This is a genomic window from Streptomyces sp. NPDC048337, assembly GCF_043201175.1.
Classification (GTDB): Bacteria; Actinomycetota; Actinomycetes; order Streptomycetales; family Streptomycetaceae; genus Streptomyces.
Genome location: NZ_JBICYR010000030.1, coordinates 14,287 through 28,693 on the forward strand (window position 1 = coordinate 14,287; position 14,407 = coordinate 28,693).

A 14,407-nucleotide genomic window follows, 5' to 3' on the forward strand; every position below is an offset into this window, starting at 1 on the left:
CAACACCAGCCCCGCCAAAGACCTACGCCTGGTCACCCGCGATCACCTTCCCCACATCCACCGGCAGCCGCAGCGTGAACAGAGCCCCGCCCCCCGGCCCGTTGGCCGCAGTGATGTCACCGCCGTGGATGTGCGCGTTCTCCATGGCGATCGACAGCCCCAGGCCACTACCGTCCGACTTCGGCCGCGAAGCGCTCGCCTTGTAGAAGCGGTCGAAGACGTGCGGCAGGACCTCCTCCGGGATGCCCGGCCCGTTGTCCTGGACCGCGATGACCAGCCACTCCCCCTCCACGACCACCTTGACCCGCACCGGCGAGCCCCCGTGCTTGAGGGCGTTGCCGATCAGGTTGGCCAGGATGACGTCCAGGCGGCGCGGGTCGAGCCGCGCCACGATGCCCCGCTCGGCGTCGAGTTCGACCGCGTCGAGCCAGGCCCGCGCGTCGATGCACGCCGTGACCTGGTCGGCCACGTCCACGTCGTCCAGCACCAGTTTGGCCGTGCCCGCGTCGAAGCGGGTGACCTCCATCAGGTTCTCCACCAGGTCGTTCAGCCGCCGCGTCTCGCTCACGACGAGCGCCACCGCCGGTGCGATCATCGGATCGAGGTCGTCGACCTCCTCCTCCAGCACCTCGGAGACCGCCGTCAACGCCGTCAGCGGCGTGCGCAGTTCGTGCGACATGTCCGCGACGAAGCGCCGACTCGCCTCCTCCCGCGCGCTCATGTCGGCGACCTTCTTCTCCAGCGCCTCCGCCGTCTTGTTGAAGGTGTGCGACAGATCGGCGAGTTCGTCCGTCCCCGACACGTCCAGCCGGTGGTCCAGCTCCCCCTCGCCCAGCCGCCGCGCCGCGTCGCCCAGCCGCTGCACGGGCTTGAGCACGGTCCGGGCCGCGGCCTGCGCGAGCAGCGCCGACCCGAGCAGCGCCAGCCCCGTCGCGATCGTCAACGACCACGCAAGCGCATTCAAATCGTCCCGCTCCTGGGCCAACGACTTGTACATGTACCCCGTCGGCCCGCCGCCCACGATCCGCGTCCCGCCGACCAGGTACGGATTGCCGCGCGGCTTCGTCCGCTGCCAGTACACGTGGTACTGGGACTCGTTCGCCGACGTCGTCTTCTGCTTGTCGTTCACGGCGTCCTGCAGGGACTTCGGTACGTCGGCCAGCCCGAAGGCGTCCGGCCCCGCCTGCCCGGACACCTGACGGCCGTCCTTGCGCTCCTGTACGAGCAGCACGCTGTAGCCGGGGCTGCTGCCCGCCATCAGCTCGGCGGTGCGCTGCATCTCCTCGGGCGTCGGATCGGCGGGCAGGGCGGCGGCACGGTTCTGCATCTCCTGCCGGAAGTCACCGAGGGCCGCGTCCTGGGTACGGGTGAGGACCGCCTCGCGGTTGAGCCAGTACGCGATCCCGGAGGCGGAGACGGCGGCCGTCAGCGCGACCAGGGCGAAGACGACGAGGAGCCGCAGCCGCAGGCTGGTCCAGCGCCGGCCCGCGAGCAGCGCGCGGATCACTGCGGGGAGTCCAGGCGGTAGCCGACGCCGCGGACGGTCCGGATCAGGGTGGGCGAGGACGGCACGTCCTCGACCTTGGCGCGCAGCCGCTGTACGCAGGCGTCGACGAGCCGGGAGTCACCGAGGTAGTCGTGCTCCCACACCAGCCGCAGCAACTGCTGGCGGGACAGCGCCTGCCCGGGTCGCCGGCTCAGCTCCAGCAGCAGCCTCAGCTCGGTCGGCGTGAGCTGCAGATCCTCGCCGTTCTTCGTGACCGTCATCGCGGCCCGGTCGATGACGAGGGAGCCGAAGCTCGCGGAGTCGCTGGACTCGCGCTCGCCGCGGCGCAGCACGGCCCGGATGCGGGCGTCGAGGACGCGCCCCTGGACGGGCTTGACCACGTAGTCGTCGGCACCGGACTCCAGGCCGACGACCACGTCGATGTCGTCGCTGCGCGCGGTGAGCAGGATGATCGGCAGCTGGTCGGTGCGGCGGATCCGCCGGCACACCTCGAAGCCGTCGATCCCGGGCAGCATGACGTCCAGCACGATCAGGTCCGGCCGCTGCTCGCGGAGCAGTTTCAGGCCGTCCTCGCCCGTCGCCGCGGTGGCCACACGGTGGCCCTGGCGAGACAGGGAGAGTTCGAGGGCCGTGCGGATGGCGTCGTCGTCCTCGATCAGCAACAGGAAAGGCACGGGCTCATTCTGTCCCATCGGCACTCGGGAGTTCGACCGTCGGGGGCACGGGATCCATCGGAGTCCGCTGTGACAGGCCTGTGACAGTCGGCGGACACCCCGGTTAAGTCGGCGGGGCAGTCTTCTATCAGCGAACGAAAGCACGGAACCGAACACCGAAACCGAAGCAGACTCCACGACGGGGGGCGCGAGATGAACACGCTGCACAGCACCACGACCAGCGCGGTTGTCACGCGGCTGCACGATGTGAACCGTCGGGCGGGTGTCCGTTCGGTGACGGTCGCCCGTCCCCGGCCGGCCCATCTCGTAGCCATTGACGCAGAGCAGTACCAGGCGGTTCCCGCACAGCCCACCCCGTCCTCCACGTCGGAGGCGGAGTTCACGGCGTACGTCCAGGAGCGCCGGGCCGCCCTCTACGCGACGGCCTTCCACCTCACCGGGGACCGGTACGAGGCCGAGGACCTGCTGCAGAGCGCGCTGTTCTCGACGTACCGCGCCTGGGACCGGATCAGCGACAAGGCGGCGGTGGGCGGCTACCTGCGCCGCACGATGACGAACCTGCACATCAGCGCGTGGCGCCGGCGCAAGCTCAACGAGTACCCGACGGAGGAGCTGCCGGAGACGGCCTCGGACACGGACGCGATGCGCGGTACGGAGCTGCGCGCGGTGCTGTGGCAGGCGCTGGCCCGCATCCCGGAGCCGCAGCGCACGATGCTGGTGCTGCGCTACTACGAGGGCCGCACGGACCCGGAGATCGCGGAGATCCTGGGGATCAGCGTCGGCACGGTGAAGTCGAGCATCTGGCGGTCGCTGCGGCGGCTGCGCGAGGACGAGGCGCTGAGCTTTGGTGCCGACGAGGCGGAGTCGTTCGAGGAGCTGGTGGCCTGACGGCCGCCACACGAAGACCATCCGGCCAGGGGGTCCGTCCTACGGGGGTGGGGCGGAGGCCGCGGGGGGAGAGGGCGGGATCACGCGGCCGGGGGTCCGCGGGGTCCCGCCCTTTCGCATGCGCGGCTCAGCAGGTCAGCCCGGCTCCGCCGGGACCTGGCTATGCCGCCGCCGCGGCGGCGCGGTGGCGGCCGGCTGCGGCGGCGGCCAGGCGGCCCAGGGCCTCGTCGCGGGCGCAGGCGTGCGCGCCCAGCGCGACGTGCCGGGCGACGATGCCCCGCTCGGCGCGCATCAGGCGCAGGCCCCGCCTCAGCAGGAACAGCACGGACTTGCGGCCCTCCCGCAGATCGCGCGCGAGCCGCCGCCGGAAGGTGGTGGACGGCCGCCCCCGCAGGCAGATCGCGTCGGCGAGGAGGCCGAGCTCCTGGCAGCGGGCGGCGATGTCGGCCGCGAAGATGCCTTCCGCGATGAACAGCGGGGTGCGGGAGATGTCCAGGGTCTCGGTGCCGGTGCGGGAGCTGGTCGCGATGTCGTACACGGGGACCTCGGTCCGACCGGAGCGGCACAGTTCGGCGACGGCCGCGACGGCGACCTCGGCGTCCCACGACTGCGGCGAGTCCCAGTCGATGTCGGAGCTGCCCTCGACCAGGGGGAGGGTCGGGTCCGTCCCCTCCTTGTAGAAGTCGTCCAGCCGCAGTACGGGCAGACCCGAGCGGGCCGCCAGCGAGGACTTTCCGGAACCCGAGGGACCGGTCAGCAGTACGACGCGCGTGGGAAGGGGAGATGAACAGCTCACGGGAGACCAGTGTGAGGCATTACCCGGCGTATCAACACACTGCCGACAGCCCCTGCGACCCGTCTCACACGGCGGGTTGGAATCAGGGAAGCCCGCTCGACTACGCTGTGTGCACACGCGACTACCACCGACCACAGGCGGGAACCATGGCACGTCACGCAGCCTCCGACCCTTCGCCCAAGCGGCTCCGCTCCGCCGGCCTGACCCTCTCCATGGCCGGGGCCGCCCTGGCGATGGCCGCAGGCGGTGCGCAGGCCGGGGAGCTCGACGTCCCGGCGGCCCTGGCGGGGGTCACGGACCCGATCGCGAACCTGAAGGTGAACCCCCTCGCGCACACCGGCGTGGACCCCCTCGACAACGGCGTGGGGACCAAGGTGGCCGACTTCCCCGCCGTCAGCACCAAGACGGTTACGGGGATCCTGACGCAGGGTCCGTCCGTGGGCGAACTGCCCGCCGCGACCGCCTCAGCGCTGCTCGGGCCCCTGATGCCCCCGCAGCAGTAGAGGTGGGAGCGGGAAGCACGAGGCCCCGGCAGCGCTGGGGGCACCTCCCAGCGGTAGCTGGGGGAGGGACGCTGCCGGGGCCGGTTCGTGGGGCTCCGCTCCTACGCGGGCTCGTATGCGGGCTCGTACGAGAACCCGTACGACGACGATCCGTCTAGTACGAGGATCCGCCCGAGCCCAGCGACCCCGTCGGGTGCCAGACGGTCTTGGTCTCCAGGAACGCCGTCATGCGGTGCGTGCCCGGGTCCGCGCTCCAGTCGTCCACAGGCTGTGGACGCAGGACGCGCTTGAGGTTGTCGGCGGCCGCGATCTCCAGCTCCTTGGCCAGCGCGGTGTCCGCGCCCGCCAGGTCGATCGCGTTGACGTCCTGGTGCGCGGCCAGGTGCGGGCCCATCTCGGCGGCCTTGCCGGACAGGATGTTGACCACGCCGCCGGGCAGGTCGGAGGTGGCCAGCACCTCGCCCAGGGAGAGGGCGGGGAGCGGGGCCTTCTCCGAAGTGATCACGACGGCCGTGTTGCCGGTCGCGATGACCGGGGCGATCACCGAGATCAGGCCCAGGAAGGACGAGTCCTGGGGGGCGATGACGGTGACGACGCCGGTCGGCTCCGGGGTGGAGAGGTTGAAGAACGGGCCCGCGACCGGGTTGGCCCCGCCCACGACCTGGCCGATCTTGTCGGTCCAGCCCGCGTACCAGACCCAGCGGTCGATGGCCGCGTCGACGACCGCGCCGGCCTTCGACTTGGACAGGCCCTCGGCCTCGCCGACCTCGCGGACGAACTGGTCCCGGCGGCCCTCCAGCATCTCGGCGATGCGGTAGAGGATCTGCCCGCGGTTGTACGCGGTCGCGCCCGACCAGCCGCCGAAGGCCTTGCGGGCGGCGACGACCGCGTCACGCGCGTCCTTGCGGGAGGACAGCGGTGCGTTCGCCAGCCAGTTGCCCTTGGAGTCCGTCACCTCGTACACCCGGCCGCTCTCGGAACGCGGGAACTTCCCGCCCACGTACAGCTTGTAGGTCTTGAAGACGCTCAGACGCTGCTCGGACTTCTCAGACATCGAGGTAGGCCTCCAGACCGTGGCGACCGCCCTCGCGGCCGAAGCCCGACTCCTTGTAGCCGCCGAAGGGCGAGGTCGGGTCGAACTTGTTGAACGTGTTGGCCCAGACGACACCCGCGCGGAGCTTGTTGGCGACCGCCAGGATGCGGCTGCCCTTCTCCGTCCAGATGCCGGCGGACAGGCCGTACTGGCTGTTGTTGGCCTTGGCGACGGCCTCGTCGGGCGTGCGGAAGGTCAGCACGGACAGCACGGGGCCGAAGATCTCGTCACGGGCGACGGTGTGCGCCTGGGTGACGTTGGTGAAGAGCGTCGGGGCGAACCAGTAGCCGGCGGACGGCAGCTCGCACGCCGGGGACCAGCGCTCGGCGCCCTCGGCCTCGCCGGTGTCGGCGAGCGCGGTGATCCGGGCGAGCTGCTCGGCGGAGTTGATCGCGCCGATGTCGGTGTTCTTGTCGAGCGGGTCGCCCAGGCGCAGCGTCGACAGCCGGCGCTTCAGGCTGTCCAGCAGCTCGTCGTGGATCGACTCCTGGACGAGGAGCCGGGATCCGGCGCAGCAGACCTGGCCCTGGTTGAAGAAGATGCCGTTGACGATGCCCTCGACGGCCTGGTCGATGGGGGCGTCGTCGAAGACGATGTTGGCGCCCTTGCCGCCCAGCTCCAGGGTGACCTTCTTGTCGGTGCCTGCGACGTGGCGGGCGATCTTCTTGCCCACGGCGGTCGAGCCGGTGAAGGCGACCTTGTTGACGTCCGGGTGCTCGACGAGGGCCGCGCCCGCGTCCCCGTAGCCGGTGAGGATGTTGACGACGCCCTTAGGCAGGCCCGCCTGGCGGCAGATGTCCGCGAAGAACAGCGCGGAGAGGGGGGTCGTCTCGGCCGGCTTCAGCACGACGGTGTTGCCGGTGGCGAGCGCCGGGGCGATCTTCCACGCGAGCATCAGGAGCGGGAAGTTCCACGGGATGACCTGGCCGGCCACACCGAGCGGACGCGGGTTCGGGCCGTAGCCCGCGTGGTCGAGCTTGTCGGCCCAGCCCGCGTAGTAGAAGAAGTGCGCGGCGACCAGCGGGAGGTCCGCGTCGCGGGTCTCCTTGATCGGCTTGCCGTTGTCCAGGGTCTCCAGGACGGCCAGCTCGCGGCTGCGCTCCTGGATGATCCGGGCGATGCGGAAGAGGTACTTGGCGCGCTCGGAGCCCGGCAGCGCGGACCACGCGGCGAAGGCCTTGCGGGCGGCCTTGACGGCGCGGTCCACATCGGCGGCACCCGCCTGGGCGACCTCGGCCAGGACCTCTTCGCTGCTCGGCGAGACGGTCTTGAAGACCTTGCCGTCGGCGGCGTCGGTGAACTCGCCGTCGATGAAGAGCCCGTAGGAGGGGGCGATGTCGACGACCGAGCGGGACTCGGGAGCCGGTGCGTACTCGAATACAGATGCCATGGTGATCAGTCCACCGTCACGTAGTCGGGACCGGAGTAACGGCCGGTGTTCAGCTTCTGCCGCTGCATCAACAGGTCGTTGAGCAGGCTGGAGGCGCCGAAGCGGAACCAGTGGTTGCTCAGCCAGTCCTCGCCCACGGTCTCGTTGACCAGGACCAGGAACTTGATCGCGTCCTTGGTGGTGCGGATGCCGCCGGCCGGCTTCACGCCGATCTGGATTCCAGTCTGCGCCCGGAAGTCGCGGACGGCTTCGAGCATGAGCAGGGTGTTCGCCGGAGTGGCGTTCACCCCCACCTTGCCGGTCGACGTCTTGATGAAGTCGGCGCCCGCGAGCATGCCGATCCACGAGGCGCGGCGGATGTTGTCGTACGTCGACAGCTCGCCGGTCTCGAAGATGACCTTGAGGCGGGCCGCGGTGCCGTCGGGGCGGACGCAGGCCTCCTTGACGGCCTTGATCAGCTCGTACGTCTCCAGGTAGCGGCCGGCGAGGAAGGCGCCACGGTCGATGACCATGTCGATCTCGTCGGCACCCGCGGCGACGGCGTCGGCGGTGTCCGCGAGCTTGACCGGCAGGGCGGCGCGGCCGGCGGGGAACGCGGTGGCGACGGAGGCGACCTTGACGTCGGCGCCGTTCAGCGCCGCCTTCGCGGTGGCCACCATGTCGGGGTACACGCAGACGGCGGCCGTCATCGGGGTGCTGCGGTCGGTCGGATCGGGGTTGACGGCCTTGGCGGAGAGCGCCCGGACCTTGCCCGGGGTGTCCGCGCCTTCCAGCGTCGTCAGGTCGATCATCGAGATGGCCAGGTCGATGGCGTACGCCTTGGCCGTCGTCTTGATCGAACGGGTGCCGAGGGAGGCCGCGCGGGCCTCCAGGCCGACAGTGTCGACGCCGGGCAGCCCGTGCAGGAAGCGGCGCAGCGCACTGTCGGACGTCGTCACGTCAGCGAATGCGGTGAGGGTGGTGGGCATGGTCACCACATGAGCATATCTACGCGCGTAGCGACCTGTCACCCCCTCCCTCCGATTCCGCCCGATCGCTGCGGAATTGACACCTCCACTCTCCGTTACACGGCGATGACAGGAAGCAGATCATCCACCCGCACAAGATCCGTAAATTCTTCCTCAGCAGCCCGCCACACCTGACCCGGTGAACCAGACCGAACAGACTCAACGCGGCATGCGACTCTCCTCCACCTTCCTCACCCACGCTTCAAGGAGTCGTTATGCGTGCCGCCCTCGCCCTCCGCACCTCGATCGCCACCGCCGCCCTCGCGGGCGCGATGCTCCTCCCGGCCGCCGGCGCCGCGTTCGCCGCACCGGTCACCGCCGTGCCGCAGACGGCCGCCGCATCGGACAACGACCGTAACGAGAGCGAGGTCGTCGCCATCGGCCAGGGACTGATCGCGGTGCTGCGCAACCAGGAGGAGGGCCCTGAGGCCTCGATCCACTGGGTCGGCTACGAGTGGAAGCCGGGCGACGCCTACCCGAGCAAGGCCTCGGCGAAGCTGACCCGGACCTCTCCCTCCGACAAGATCGGCGACGTGTACCTGGAGCTCACCAAGGCCGAGACCGCCAACCCCGTGCTCGTCGTCACCCGGGGCGGGGTCGCCAAGTCCTACCCGCTGCCGAAGTCCTCGAAGCCGGTCGACAAGTGCGTCTCCAACGTCGAGCGGGTTGACCTCGGTCACGGCAGCGTCGTGGACCTGACGATGTCGCCTGAGGGTCCCAAGGCCGTCGCGCACGGCGCCGACCCGGCCAGCACCTGGTCTGTGACGCTGACCCGCACCGCGCCCGAGGGCCGGGACTTCCGCATCGTCAACCCGAACGGCGCCCACCCGGTCCTGGAGTGGTGGACCCCCCGTGCCAATCAGACCCCCATCCCGGGCGGGCGCGCCTCCTTCCCCGCGCTCCCCAAGGGCTGCAAGCCCGACTACAAGGTGCAGGACGACGCGCCCGCGCCGAAGCCCACCTCGTCCACCCCCGCCCCGGCGAAGCCGCAGACCGCCGGCCAGACCTCCGTCGTCCCCAAGGGCGGGGTCGCCGCCGGTGCCGAGATCGCCGTCGAGGACACCGACAACACCGCCACCGTGGCGGCCGGCGCCGGGCTGGTCGCCGCCTTCGGCGCCCTGGGGGCCAGCGTGGTCCTGCGGCGCCGTCGCACCGCACAGCGCTGACGCTCCTCTGCCTCCCTGCCCTCCCCCGGCGGGCCACCGACCCGGTGGCCCGCCGTAAGCCGTCCCGGAGCATCCCCATGGCCCACCGCGCCGCCCGCCCCCTGCTCGCCGCCGTTCTCCTCGCCGCCGCTCTGACCGGGTGCGGCGGGTCCGCCGGAACCGCCGCGCCGCCCGCCGACTCCGCCCCGCCCGCCGTCACGCCCACCACCGCCCCCGCGGCCCCCGCACCGGCCGCCCCGATGCCCGCCTCCGCGCCCGTGCGCGTACGGATCCCCGCGGCCGGGGTCGACGCCTCGCCGCTGCTGACGCTCGGGCTGGCCGCCGACGGGACCGTGGAGGTGCCCTCCGTACCGGAAGCGGACAAGATCGGCTGGTACGGGAAGGGCGTCACGCCCGGTGAGACCGGACCCGCCGTGCTGATCGGGCACTTCGACACCGCCCGCGGGCCCGCCGTCCTCAAGGACGTCTCCAAGGTCCACACCGGCGACGACATCACCGTGTCCCGCGCCGACGGCAGCACCGCCGTCTTCCGTGTCCGCGAGCTGGAGCAGGTCGACAAGAAGCGGTTCCCCACCGACAAGGTCTACGGGGACACCGCCCGGCCGGAGCTGCGCGTCATCACCTGCGGAGGCGCGATCACCGACGGCCACCGGCCCGACAACATCATTCTGTACGCCGATCTCGTGGGGTGAGACAGCGTGGGGCAGAATCGGCCCCATGAGCAGCCAGCAGCAGCCGACCCCCGACGAGCCGGTCTACGACGACCGGGTGTACCGCTCCTCCATGGGCGTGGCCGGCGGGATCGCGCTGCTCGCCCTGACCGTGTGGCTCTGCGGCGACGCCGTGGTGCGGGGCTCCGGCAACACCCCCTGGATCGCGCTCGCGGTCGCGCTCTGCGCGATCCCGCTGATCGTGGCCTTCACCCTCCGCCCGGCCGTCTTCGCCAACGACGACCGGATGCGCGTACGGAACCCCTTCCGCGTGATCGAGCTGCCCTGGGCGGCCGTGGACGCGGTGCGCGCCGGGTACTCGACGGAGGTGCTGGCCGAGGGCGCGAAGTACCAGCTCTGGTCCGTCCCCGTCTCGCTGCGCGAGCGGAAGAAGGCGAGCCGCGGGCAGCTCAGCCGCCGCGGCGGCCTGACCGGCAAGGGCCTGTCCACCCCGGAGGCCGACAAGACGGCCACCCCGGCCGCGCCGCAGCGCGCCCGGGCGGACCAGGTCGTGGACGAGCTACGGGAACTGGCGGAGCGCGGTGCTTCGCGGTCCGGCGCCCAGGGCAGCGTGCGGGTGCACTGGTCGTACGAGGTGATCGTGCCGGCTCTGGCCGGTGCGCTGCTCCTGATCGTGCTTCTCTCCGTCAGCTGACAGGATCCCTCACCGGGTGCACGGCCGATGCCCGGGTGGGAACCTGACACGGGGGCCGACGCTCTCGAACCGAGGCGGCCATGACGCACAGATTCCCCATCGGCAACGTTCGTCACATAGGGCACATCGAGGTCGGCACTCGGGCCATGGACGAAAGCCCCGCCTTCCTGGAGATCTACACCGGCTGGATCGACGTGGGCCTCGGTCCTGTGCCCGGGACTCTGGTCCACGAGGAGCTCGTGTCGTTCGTGCCGATCGAGAGCACGGTCGTCAAGCAGTACCCGGAAAAGCTCACACCCACCACGGCCGTCGTGGCCGGTCTCGAAACCATCGGGGTCCGGCACGAGAACGCGACCCACGGCGTGGATTTCGCCACGGTGGCCCTGGAGCGGCAGCAGTTCGCCACGGAGCCCTTGTGCCTGGTGCTGCGGGCCCACATCGGATTCCAGGACGTCTGGGTCTACAACATGACCTACCACGTGACGCTGCTCTGGAGCCTCCACCAGAACCTTCCGTTGATCGACCTGCCCCCCTCCGCGAAGCCGAACTAGGAAGCCACCGGGCTCCACCGGTGTGGGCCCGGCGGAACCGGCGCCGCCGCCGGGCGCGTCCTCGCAGGTGTGCAGCGCAATGAGGCAGGCGGCAGCCCCGCCAATGCCATCTCCCTCCGGGCCCGGCTCCTGGCCGCCGCCCTGCTCGCCGCCCATCTCCTGATCGTCGGGTGGCTCACCCTCCGGCCACTGGACGTCCCCTGGGCCGCCGCCGCCAATCTGACCCCGCTGGAGGGGATCAGGGCGCACCTGGCCCTCGGGCCGTTGGAGGCCGCCCGGCGGATCGGCGAGGGGCTGGCGCTCCTGGCTCCGCTCGGGGTCCTGCTGCCGCTGGTCAGCGGGCGGCTCGCGCCGTCGCCGCTGTCCGCCTGGTCCTCGCTGGCCCGGACCGCCGCCGCGGGCGCGCTGGTCTCGGTGTGCATCGAGATGCTCCAGACCGCCGTTCCGGGCCAGGTCGTCGACGTGGACTCGGTACTCCTGAACACCGCCGGGGTCCTGCTCGCGCACGTGGCCGTCGTACCGGCGCTGCGCGCCCGCCTGCGCCGGAGCCGCGCGGCCTCACAGACCGCTTATCAGGGGGCGACCCCGAGAATTACCAGGGTCGGGCTCGGCCCCTGGACCGAGGTTCTTTCGGCGGTCCCACGGGAGTATTGAGTCATCGCAGAAAGCGATACCGACGAAGGAGAAAACCATGAGCGCCCTTGTCCGCCCCCGTGACGGCCGATGGATCGGCGGAGTGTGCGCCGGGCTGGCGCGCCGCTTCGGAATTTCCGCGAACACGATGCGCGTCATTTTCGTCGTCTCGTGCCTGCTGCCCGGCCCGCAGTTCCTGATCTACCTGGCGCTGTGGCTGCTCCTGCCGAACGAGAAGTCCGGCTCCGCCGCCTGGTAGTCGGCGGCAGGACGTCCGGCCTGGGTCAGCCGGCCCGCTTGACCTTGTCGAGCTGCTTGTCGGCGACCTCCTGCGGCACCCGCGCCTGCTGCTCACCGGCGGCCACGTTGAGGGCCATCAGCCGCACGACGGTGTCGCCCTCGCGTACGACGACGAGGTGGACCTGCGCCGAGACGCCCTCGGCGGCCGCGACCGTGGTCCAGCTGACGCTCTCGTCGCCGGCCGTGCGGAAGTCGGCCGCCTTCACCTCGCGGTAGCTGCCGGTCTGCTTCTCGACCTTGGCGGAGAATCCCGTACCGCAGGCGGCGACGGCGGCCTTGAGCCGGGCGATCAGCGCCTTGGCGTCGCTCTCGGCGTAGGAGCTGACGGAGGCGGAGACGGCGAGTCCGACCTGCTTGCGGGAGCCGATGCCCCGGTTGACGGTCTCGCGCGCGGCCGGGTCCGGCTTGTCGCCCATGATGTCGGCCAGGGGCTGGCAGGCCTTCTTGTCGGCCTGCGGCTGGCCGTCGGGGGCGTTCGGGTTCTTGCCCTGGGCGGAGATCTGGTAGTCGGGCAGGTCCCCCTGTTCCAGGGCGGACCGCTCCAGCCTGCTGCCGGTCCTCGGCGCGGCCGATCCGCCGGGGGCGGTCGCCGCCGGGGCACCGGGCGCGCCGGAGGCGTGGCCCGGGGAGCCCTTGGGGTCCGGGTCCTTGCCCTTCGCGGGGGCGTCGGCGCTGCCGCACCCGACCGCCGCGAACAGCAGGGCGGGGACCAGCGCGACCATCGTCGCTCGTGCCTTCATGCGCATGACCAATGACCTCAAACCGAGTGCGTCGGCGGGCAGTTGGTGGTGATCGTGGCACACGGAGCGGCGGGGTACACACCTCGTCGAAGAGGCGTACGCCCGCCGCACGCGCGTACGTTTCACGGCGGGAGCGGCAGGATCAGCCGCCGAGGCCGTTCAGGCTGTTGGTGAGCGGGTTCAGCAGGCCGGTGACCTGGGAGGTGGGGTCGCTCGACTGCTGGCCGTCCTGGGCGCCCATGTGCTGCTGGCTGGTGACGCCCTGGAGCCCACCCGTGACCGTGCCCAGCGCGTCGGTGAGGCCGACGGCCGGAACGGCGGCCGAGGCGGTACCGGCGGCAGCGACGGCGAAGGCGGCACCGAGAGCAGCGGCACCGAGGGTCTTGGCAGCTGACTTCTTCATGAAAGATTGTCCTTGCGACGGGGAACTGAGCGGCTCCGCAAACTAGTCACTTCAAACCCCCGCCCGCAAACATCCGTAAATACGAGAAAGCGCCCGGGAATTGCTCCTCCCGGGCGCTTTCAGTACGTCACGCCATGGCCTACGCCGATACAGAACCGCTGGTGGAAGCGGTCTGCTGGAACAGCCACTCCGACTTCAGCTCCGCGTAACCGGGCTTGATCACCTCATTGATCATGGCCAGTCGTTCATCGAAAGGAATGAACGCGGACTTCATCGCATTGACGGTGAACCACTGCATGTCGTCGAGCGAGTAGCCGAAGGTGTCGACCAGGTGCTCGAACTCGCGGCTCATGCTGGTGCCGCTCATCAGGCGGTTGTCCGTGTTGACCGTGAGCCTGAAGTGCAGCTTCCGCAGCAGACCGATGGGGTGGTCGGCGTACGAGGTGGCCGCGGCGGTCTGGAGGTTCGAGGTCGGGCACATCTCCAGGGGGATGCGCTTGTCCCGGACGTACGAGGCCAGGCGGCCCAGCGTCACGGAGCCGTCCTCGGCGACCTCGATGTCGTCGATGATCCGCACGCCGTGACCGAGGCGGTCGGCGCCGCACCACTGCAGGGCCTGCCAGATCGACGGCAGGCCGAAGGCCTCACCCGCGTGGATGGTGAAGTGGTTGTTCTCGCGCTTGAGGTACTCGAAGGCGTCGAGGTGGCGGGTGGGAGGGAACCCGGCCTCGGCGCCGGCGATGTCGAAGCCGACGACGCCGTTGTCGCGGTAGCGGTTGGCCAGCTCGGCGATCTCCAGCGCGCGGGCGGCGTGGCGCATCGCGGTCAGCAGGGCGCCCACGCGGATGCGGTGGCCGTTGGCCCGCGCGCGACGCTCACCCTCGCGGAAGCCCTCGTTCACGGCCTCGACGACCTCTTCGAGGGTCAGGCCTGCTTCGAGGTGCTGCTCGGGCGCGTAGCGGATCTCGGCGTACACGACGCCGTCCTCGGCCAGGTCCTCGGCGCACTCGGCGGCGACCCGGAAGAGGGCGGCCTTCGTCTGCATGACCGCGCAGGTGTGCGCGAAGGTCTCCAGGTAGCGCGGGAGGGAGCCTGAGTCGGCGGCTTCGCGGAACCAGATGCCCAGCTTGTCGGCATCGGTCTCGGGGAGGTTCTCGTAGCCGACTTCGCCGGCCAGCTCGATGATGGTCCCGGGGCGCAGCCCACCGTCGAGGTGGTCGTGGAGCAGCACCTTCGGGGAGCGGCGGATCTGATCCGGGGTCGGCAGGTTGGGGGTCTCGCTCGTCATCTGGGCACTCTAACTCCTACGCGCGTAGAGCGTGCCCCGACGGCGTGCGCCGATATGTAACAGAGACCGCACGGACCGGTGGCGTACACCTCGAAGTCTGAGA

17 protein-coding genes are annotated in these 14,407 nt (G+C 70.8%); 8 read left to right on the forward strand and 9 right to left on the reverse strand.

Features of this window, described 5'->3' with window-relative positions:
• Positions 1-22 precede the first annotated feature (22 nt).
• Both ACGFYU_RS33250 and afsQ1 read right to left on the reverse strand, forming a co-directional pair.
• Positions 23-1,507 carry an ATP-binding protein gene (locus ACGFYU_RS33250; protein WP_393831017.1) on the reverse strand — a complete coding sequence of 495 codons (1,485 nt, stop codon included), beginning with the start codon at positions 1,505-1,507 and terminating at the stop codon, positions 23-25.
• Positions 1,504-2,181, reverse strand: coding sequence for a two-component system response regulator AfsQ1 (afsQ1, locus tag ACGFYU_RS33255; protein ID WP_063754818.1), 678 nt, complete (start codon positions 2,179-2,181; stop codon positions 1,504-1,506). Before afsQ1 ends, ACGFYU_RS33250 begins: the two co-directional genes overlap by 4 nt.
• A 192-nt stretch (positions 2,182-2,373) precedes the next feature.
• On the opposite strand from afsQ1, the gene ACGFYU_RS33260 reads away from it, so the two are divergent.
• The gene (locus ACGFYU_RS33260; protein WP_393831018.1) at positions 2,374-3,069 is read left to right on the forward strand and encodes a SigE family RNA polymerase sigma factor; all 696 of its coding nucleotides are present in this window, start codon (positions 2,374-2,376) and stop codon (positions 3,067-3,069) included.
• A gap of 160 nt (positions 3,070-3,229) precedes the next feature.
• Here ACGFYU_RS33260 and ACGFYU_RS33265 read toward each other — a convergent pair whose 3' ends face one another.
• Positions 3,230-3,865 carry a uridine kinase gene (locus tag ACGFYU_RS33265; RefSeq protein ID WP_393831019.1) on the reverse strand — a complete coding sequence of 212 codons (636 nt, stop codon included), beginning with the start codon at positions 3,863-3,865 and terminating at the stop codon, positions 3,230-3,232.
• Positions 3,866-4,011: 146 nt separating this feature from the next.
• On the opposite strand from ACGFYU_RS33265, the gene ACGFYU_RS33270 reads away from it, so the two are divergent.
• A complete protein-coding gene (locus tag ACGFYU_RS33270) occupies positions 4,012-4,368 on the forward strand; it encodes a hypothetical protein (protein ID WP_393831020.1) in 357 nt (118 codons plus the stop codon).
• Positions 4,369-4,522: 154 nt separating this feature from the next.
• Here the strand turns inward: ACGFYU_RS33270 and ACGFYU_RS33275 are convergent, their stop codons facing one another.
• From ACGFYU_RS33275 to deoC, 3 genes are read right to left on the reverse strand one after another with little or no spacing between them, the layout of a single operon-like run.
• Complete coding sequence (locus ACGFYU_RS33275) at positions 4,523-5,422, reverse strand: aldehyde dehydrogenase family protein (RefSeq protein ID WP_393831021.1); 900 nt, start codon at positions 5,420-5,422, stop codon at positions 4,523-4,525.
• A complete protein-coding gene (locus ACGFYU_RS33280) occupies positions 5,415-6,851 on the reverse strand; it encodes an aldehyde dehydrogenase family protein (protein ID WP_393831022.1) in 1,437 nt (478 codons plus the stop codon). The genes ACGFYU_RS33275 and ACGFYU_RS33280 overlap by 8 nt, the downstream gene beginning before the upstream one ends.
• 5 nt (positions 6,852-6,856) lie before the next feature.
• Positions 6,857-7,819: a deoxyribose-phosphate aldolase gene (deoC, locus tag ACGFYU_RS33285; protein WP_393831080.1), complete on the reverse strand. Its 963-nt coding sequence runs from the start codon at positions 7,817-7,819 to the stop codon at positions 6,857-6,859.
• Between the two features lie 254 nt (positions 7,820-8,073).
• Here deoC and ACGFYU_RS33290 point away from each other — a divergent pair, with 254 nt between their 5' ends.
• The 6 genes from ACGFYU_RS33290 (at position 8,074) to ACGFYU_RS33315 (ending at position 11,832) form a co-directional block, all read left to right on the forward strand.
• Positions 8,074-9,024: a hypothetical protein gene (locus tag ACGFYU_RS33290; RefSeq protein WP_393831023.1), complete on the forward strand. Its 951-nt coding sequence runs from the start codon at positions 8,074-8,076 to the stop codon at positions 9,022-9,024.
• 77 nt (positions 9,025-9,101) lie between these two features.
• Positions 9,102-9,716, forward strand: a complete 615-nt coding sequence (locus ACGFYU_RS33295; protein ID WP_393831024.1) for a class F sortase — start codon at positions 9,102-9,104, stop codon at positions 9,714-9,716.
• A gap of 25 nt (positions 9,717-9,741) precedes the next feature.
• On the forward strand, positions 9,742-10,389 hold the full coding sequence (locus tag ACGFYU_RS33300) for a PH domain-containing protein (RefSeq protein ID WP_393831025.1): 648 nt from the start codon (positions 9,742-9,744) through the stop codon (positions 10,387-10,389).
• 80 nt (positions 10,390-10,469) lie between these two features.
• On the forward strand, positions 10,470-10,940 hold the full coding sequence (locus ACGFYU_RS33305) for a hypothetical protein (protein ID WP_393831026.1): 471 nt from the start codon (positions 10,470-10,472) through the stop codon (positions 10,938-10,940).
• A 69-nt stretch (positions 10,941-11,009) separates the two neighbouring features.
• Positions 11,010-11,594, forward strand: coding sequence for a VanZ family protein (locus ACGFYU_RS33310; RefSeq protein ID WP_393831027.1), 585 nt, complete (start codon positions 11,010-11,012; stop codon positions 11,592-11,594).
• A 37-nt stretch (positions 11,595-11,631) separates the two neighbouring features.
• Complete coding sequence (locus ACGFYU_RS33315; RefSeq protein WP_393831028.1) at positions 11,632-11,832, forward strand: PspC domain-containing protein; 201 nt, start codon at positions 11,632-11,634, stop codon at positions 11,830-11,832.
• Positions 11,833-11,857: 25 nt separating this feature from the next.
• Here ACGFYU_RS33315 and ACGFYU_RS33320 read toward each other — a convergent pair whose 3' ends face one another.
• The 3 genes from ACGFYU_RS33320 to ACGFYU_RS33330 all read right to left on the reverse strand — a co-directional run bounded on the left by ACGFYU_RS33320 (position 11,858) and on the right by ACGFYU_RS33330 (position 14,304).
• Positions 11,858-12,613, reverse strand: a complete 756-nt coding sequence (locus ACGFYU_RS33320) for a hypothetical protein (protein WP_393831029.1) — start codon at positions 12,611-12,613, stop codon at positions 11,858-11,860.
• A gap of 142 nt (positions 12,614-12,755) precedes the next feature.
• A complete protein-coding gene (locus ACGFYU_RS33325; protein WP_393831030.1) occupies positions 12,756-13,016 on the reverse strand; it encodes a hypothetical protein in 261 nt (86 codons plus the stop codon).
• A gap of 139 nt (positions 13,017-13,155) precedes the next feature.
• Positions 13,156-14,304 carry an adenosine deaminase gene (locus ACGFYU_RS33330; protein WP_393831031.1) on the reverse strand — a complete coding sequence of 383 codons (1,149 nt, stop codon included), beginning with the start codon at positions 14,302-14,304 and terminating at the stop codon, positions 13,156-13,158.
• Positions 14,305-14,407: the final 103 nt, after the last annotated feature.

Bases quoted from the DNA above. Each gene is read 5' to 3' on its own strand.
- ACGFYU_RS33295 (WP_393831024.1), top strand. From the start codon at position 9,102: ATGGCCCACCGCGCCGCCCGCCCCCTGCTCGCCGCCGTTCTCCTCGCC.
- ACGFYU_RS33270 (WP_393831020.1), top strand. From the start codon at position 4,012: ATGGCACGTCACGCAGCCTCCGACCCTTCGCCCAAGCGGCTCCGCTCC.
- ACGFYU_RS33305 (WP_393831026.1), top strand. From the start codon at position 10,470: ATGACGCACAGATTCCCCATCGGCAACGTTCGTCACATAGGGCACATC.
- ACGFYU_RS33260 (WP_393831018.1), top strand. From the start codon at position 2,374: ATGAACACGCTGCACAGCACCACGACCAGCGCGGTTGTCACGCGGCTG.
- ACGFYU_RS33315 (WP_393831028.1), top strand. From the start codon at position 11,632: ATGAGCGCCCTTGTCCGCCCCCGTGACGGCCGATGGATCGGCGGAGTG.
- ACGFYU_RS33275 (WP_393831021.1), bottom strand. From the start codon at position 5,422: ATGTCTGAGAAGTCCGAGCAGCGTCTGAGCGTCTTCAAGACCTACAAG.
- ACGFYU_RS33325 (WP_393831030.1), bottom strand. From the start codon at position 13,016: ATGAAGAAGTCAGCTGCCAAGACCCTCGGTGCCGCTGCTCTCGGTGCC.
- ACGFYU_RS33290 (WP_393831023.1), top strand. From the start codon at position 8,074: ATGCGTGCCGCCCTCGCCCTCCGCACCTCGATCGCCACCGCCGCCCTC.
- ACGFYU_RS33280 (WP_393831022.1), bottom strand. From the start codon at position 6,851: ATGGCATCTGTATTCGAGTACGCACCGGCTCCCGAGTCCCGCTCGGTC.
- ACGFYU_RS33330 (WP_393831031.1), bottom strand. From the start codon at position 14,304: ATGACGAGCGAGACCCCCAACCTGCCGACCCCGGATCAGATCCGCCGC.
- ACGFYU_RS33320 (WP_393831029.1), bottom strand. From the start codon at position 12,613: ATGAAGGCACGAGCGACGATGGTCGCGCTGGTCCCCGCCCTGCTGTTC.
- ACGFYU_RS33300 (WP_393831025.1), top strand. From the start codon at position 9,742: ATGAGCAGCCAGCAGCAGCCGACCCCCGACGAGCCGGTCTACGACGAC.
- deoC (WP_393831080.1), bottom strand. From the start codon at position 7,819: ATGCCCACCACCCTCACCGCATTCGCTGACGTGACGACGTCCGACAGT.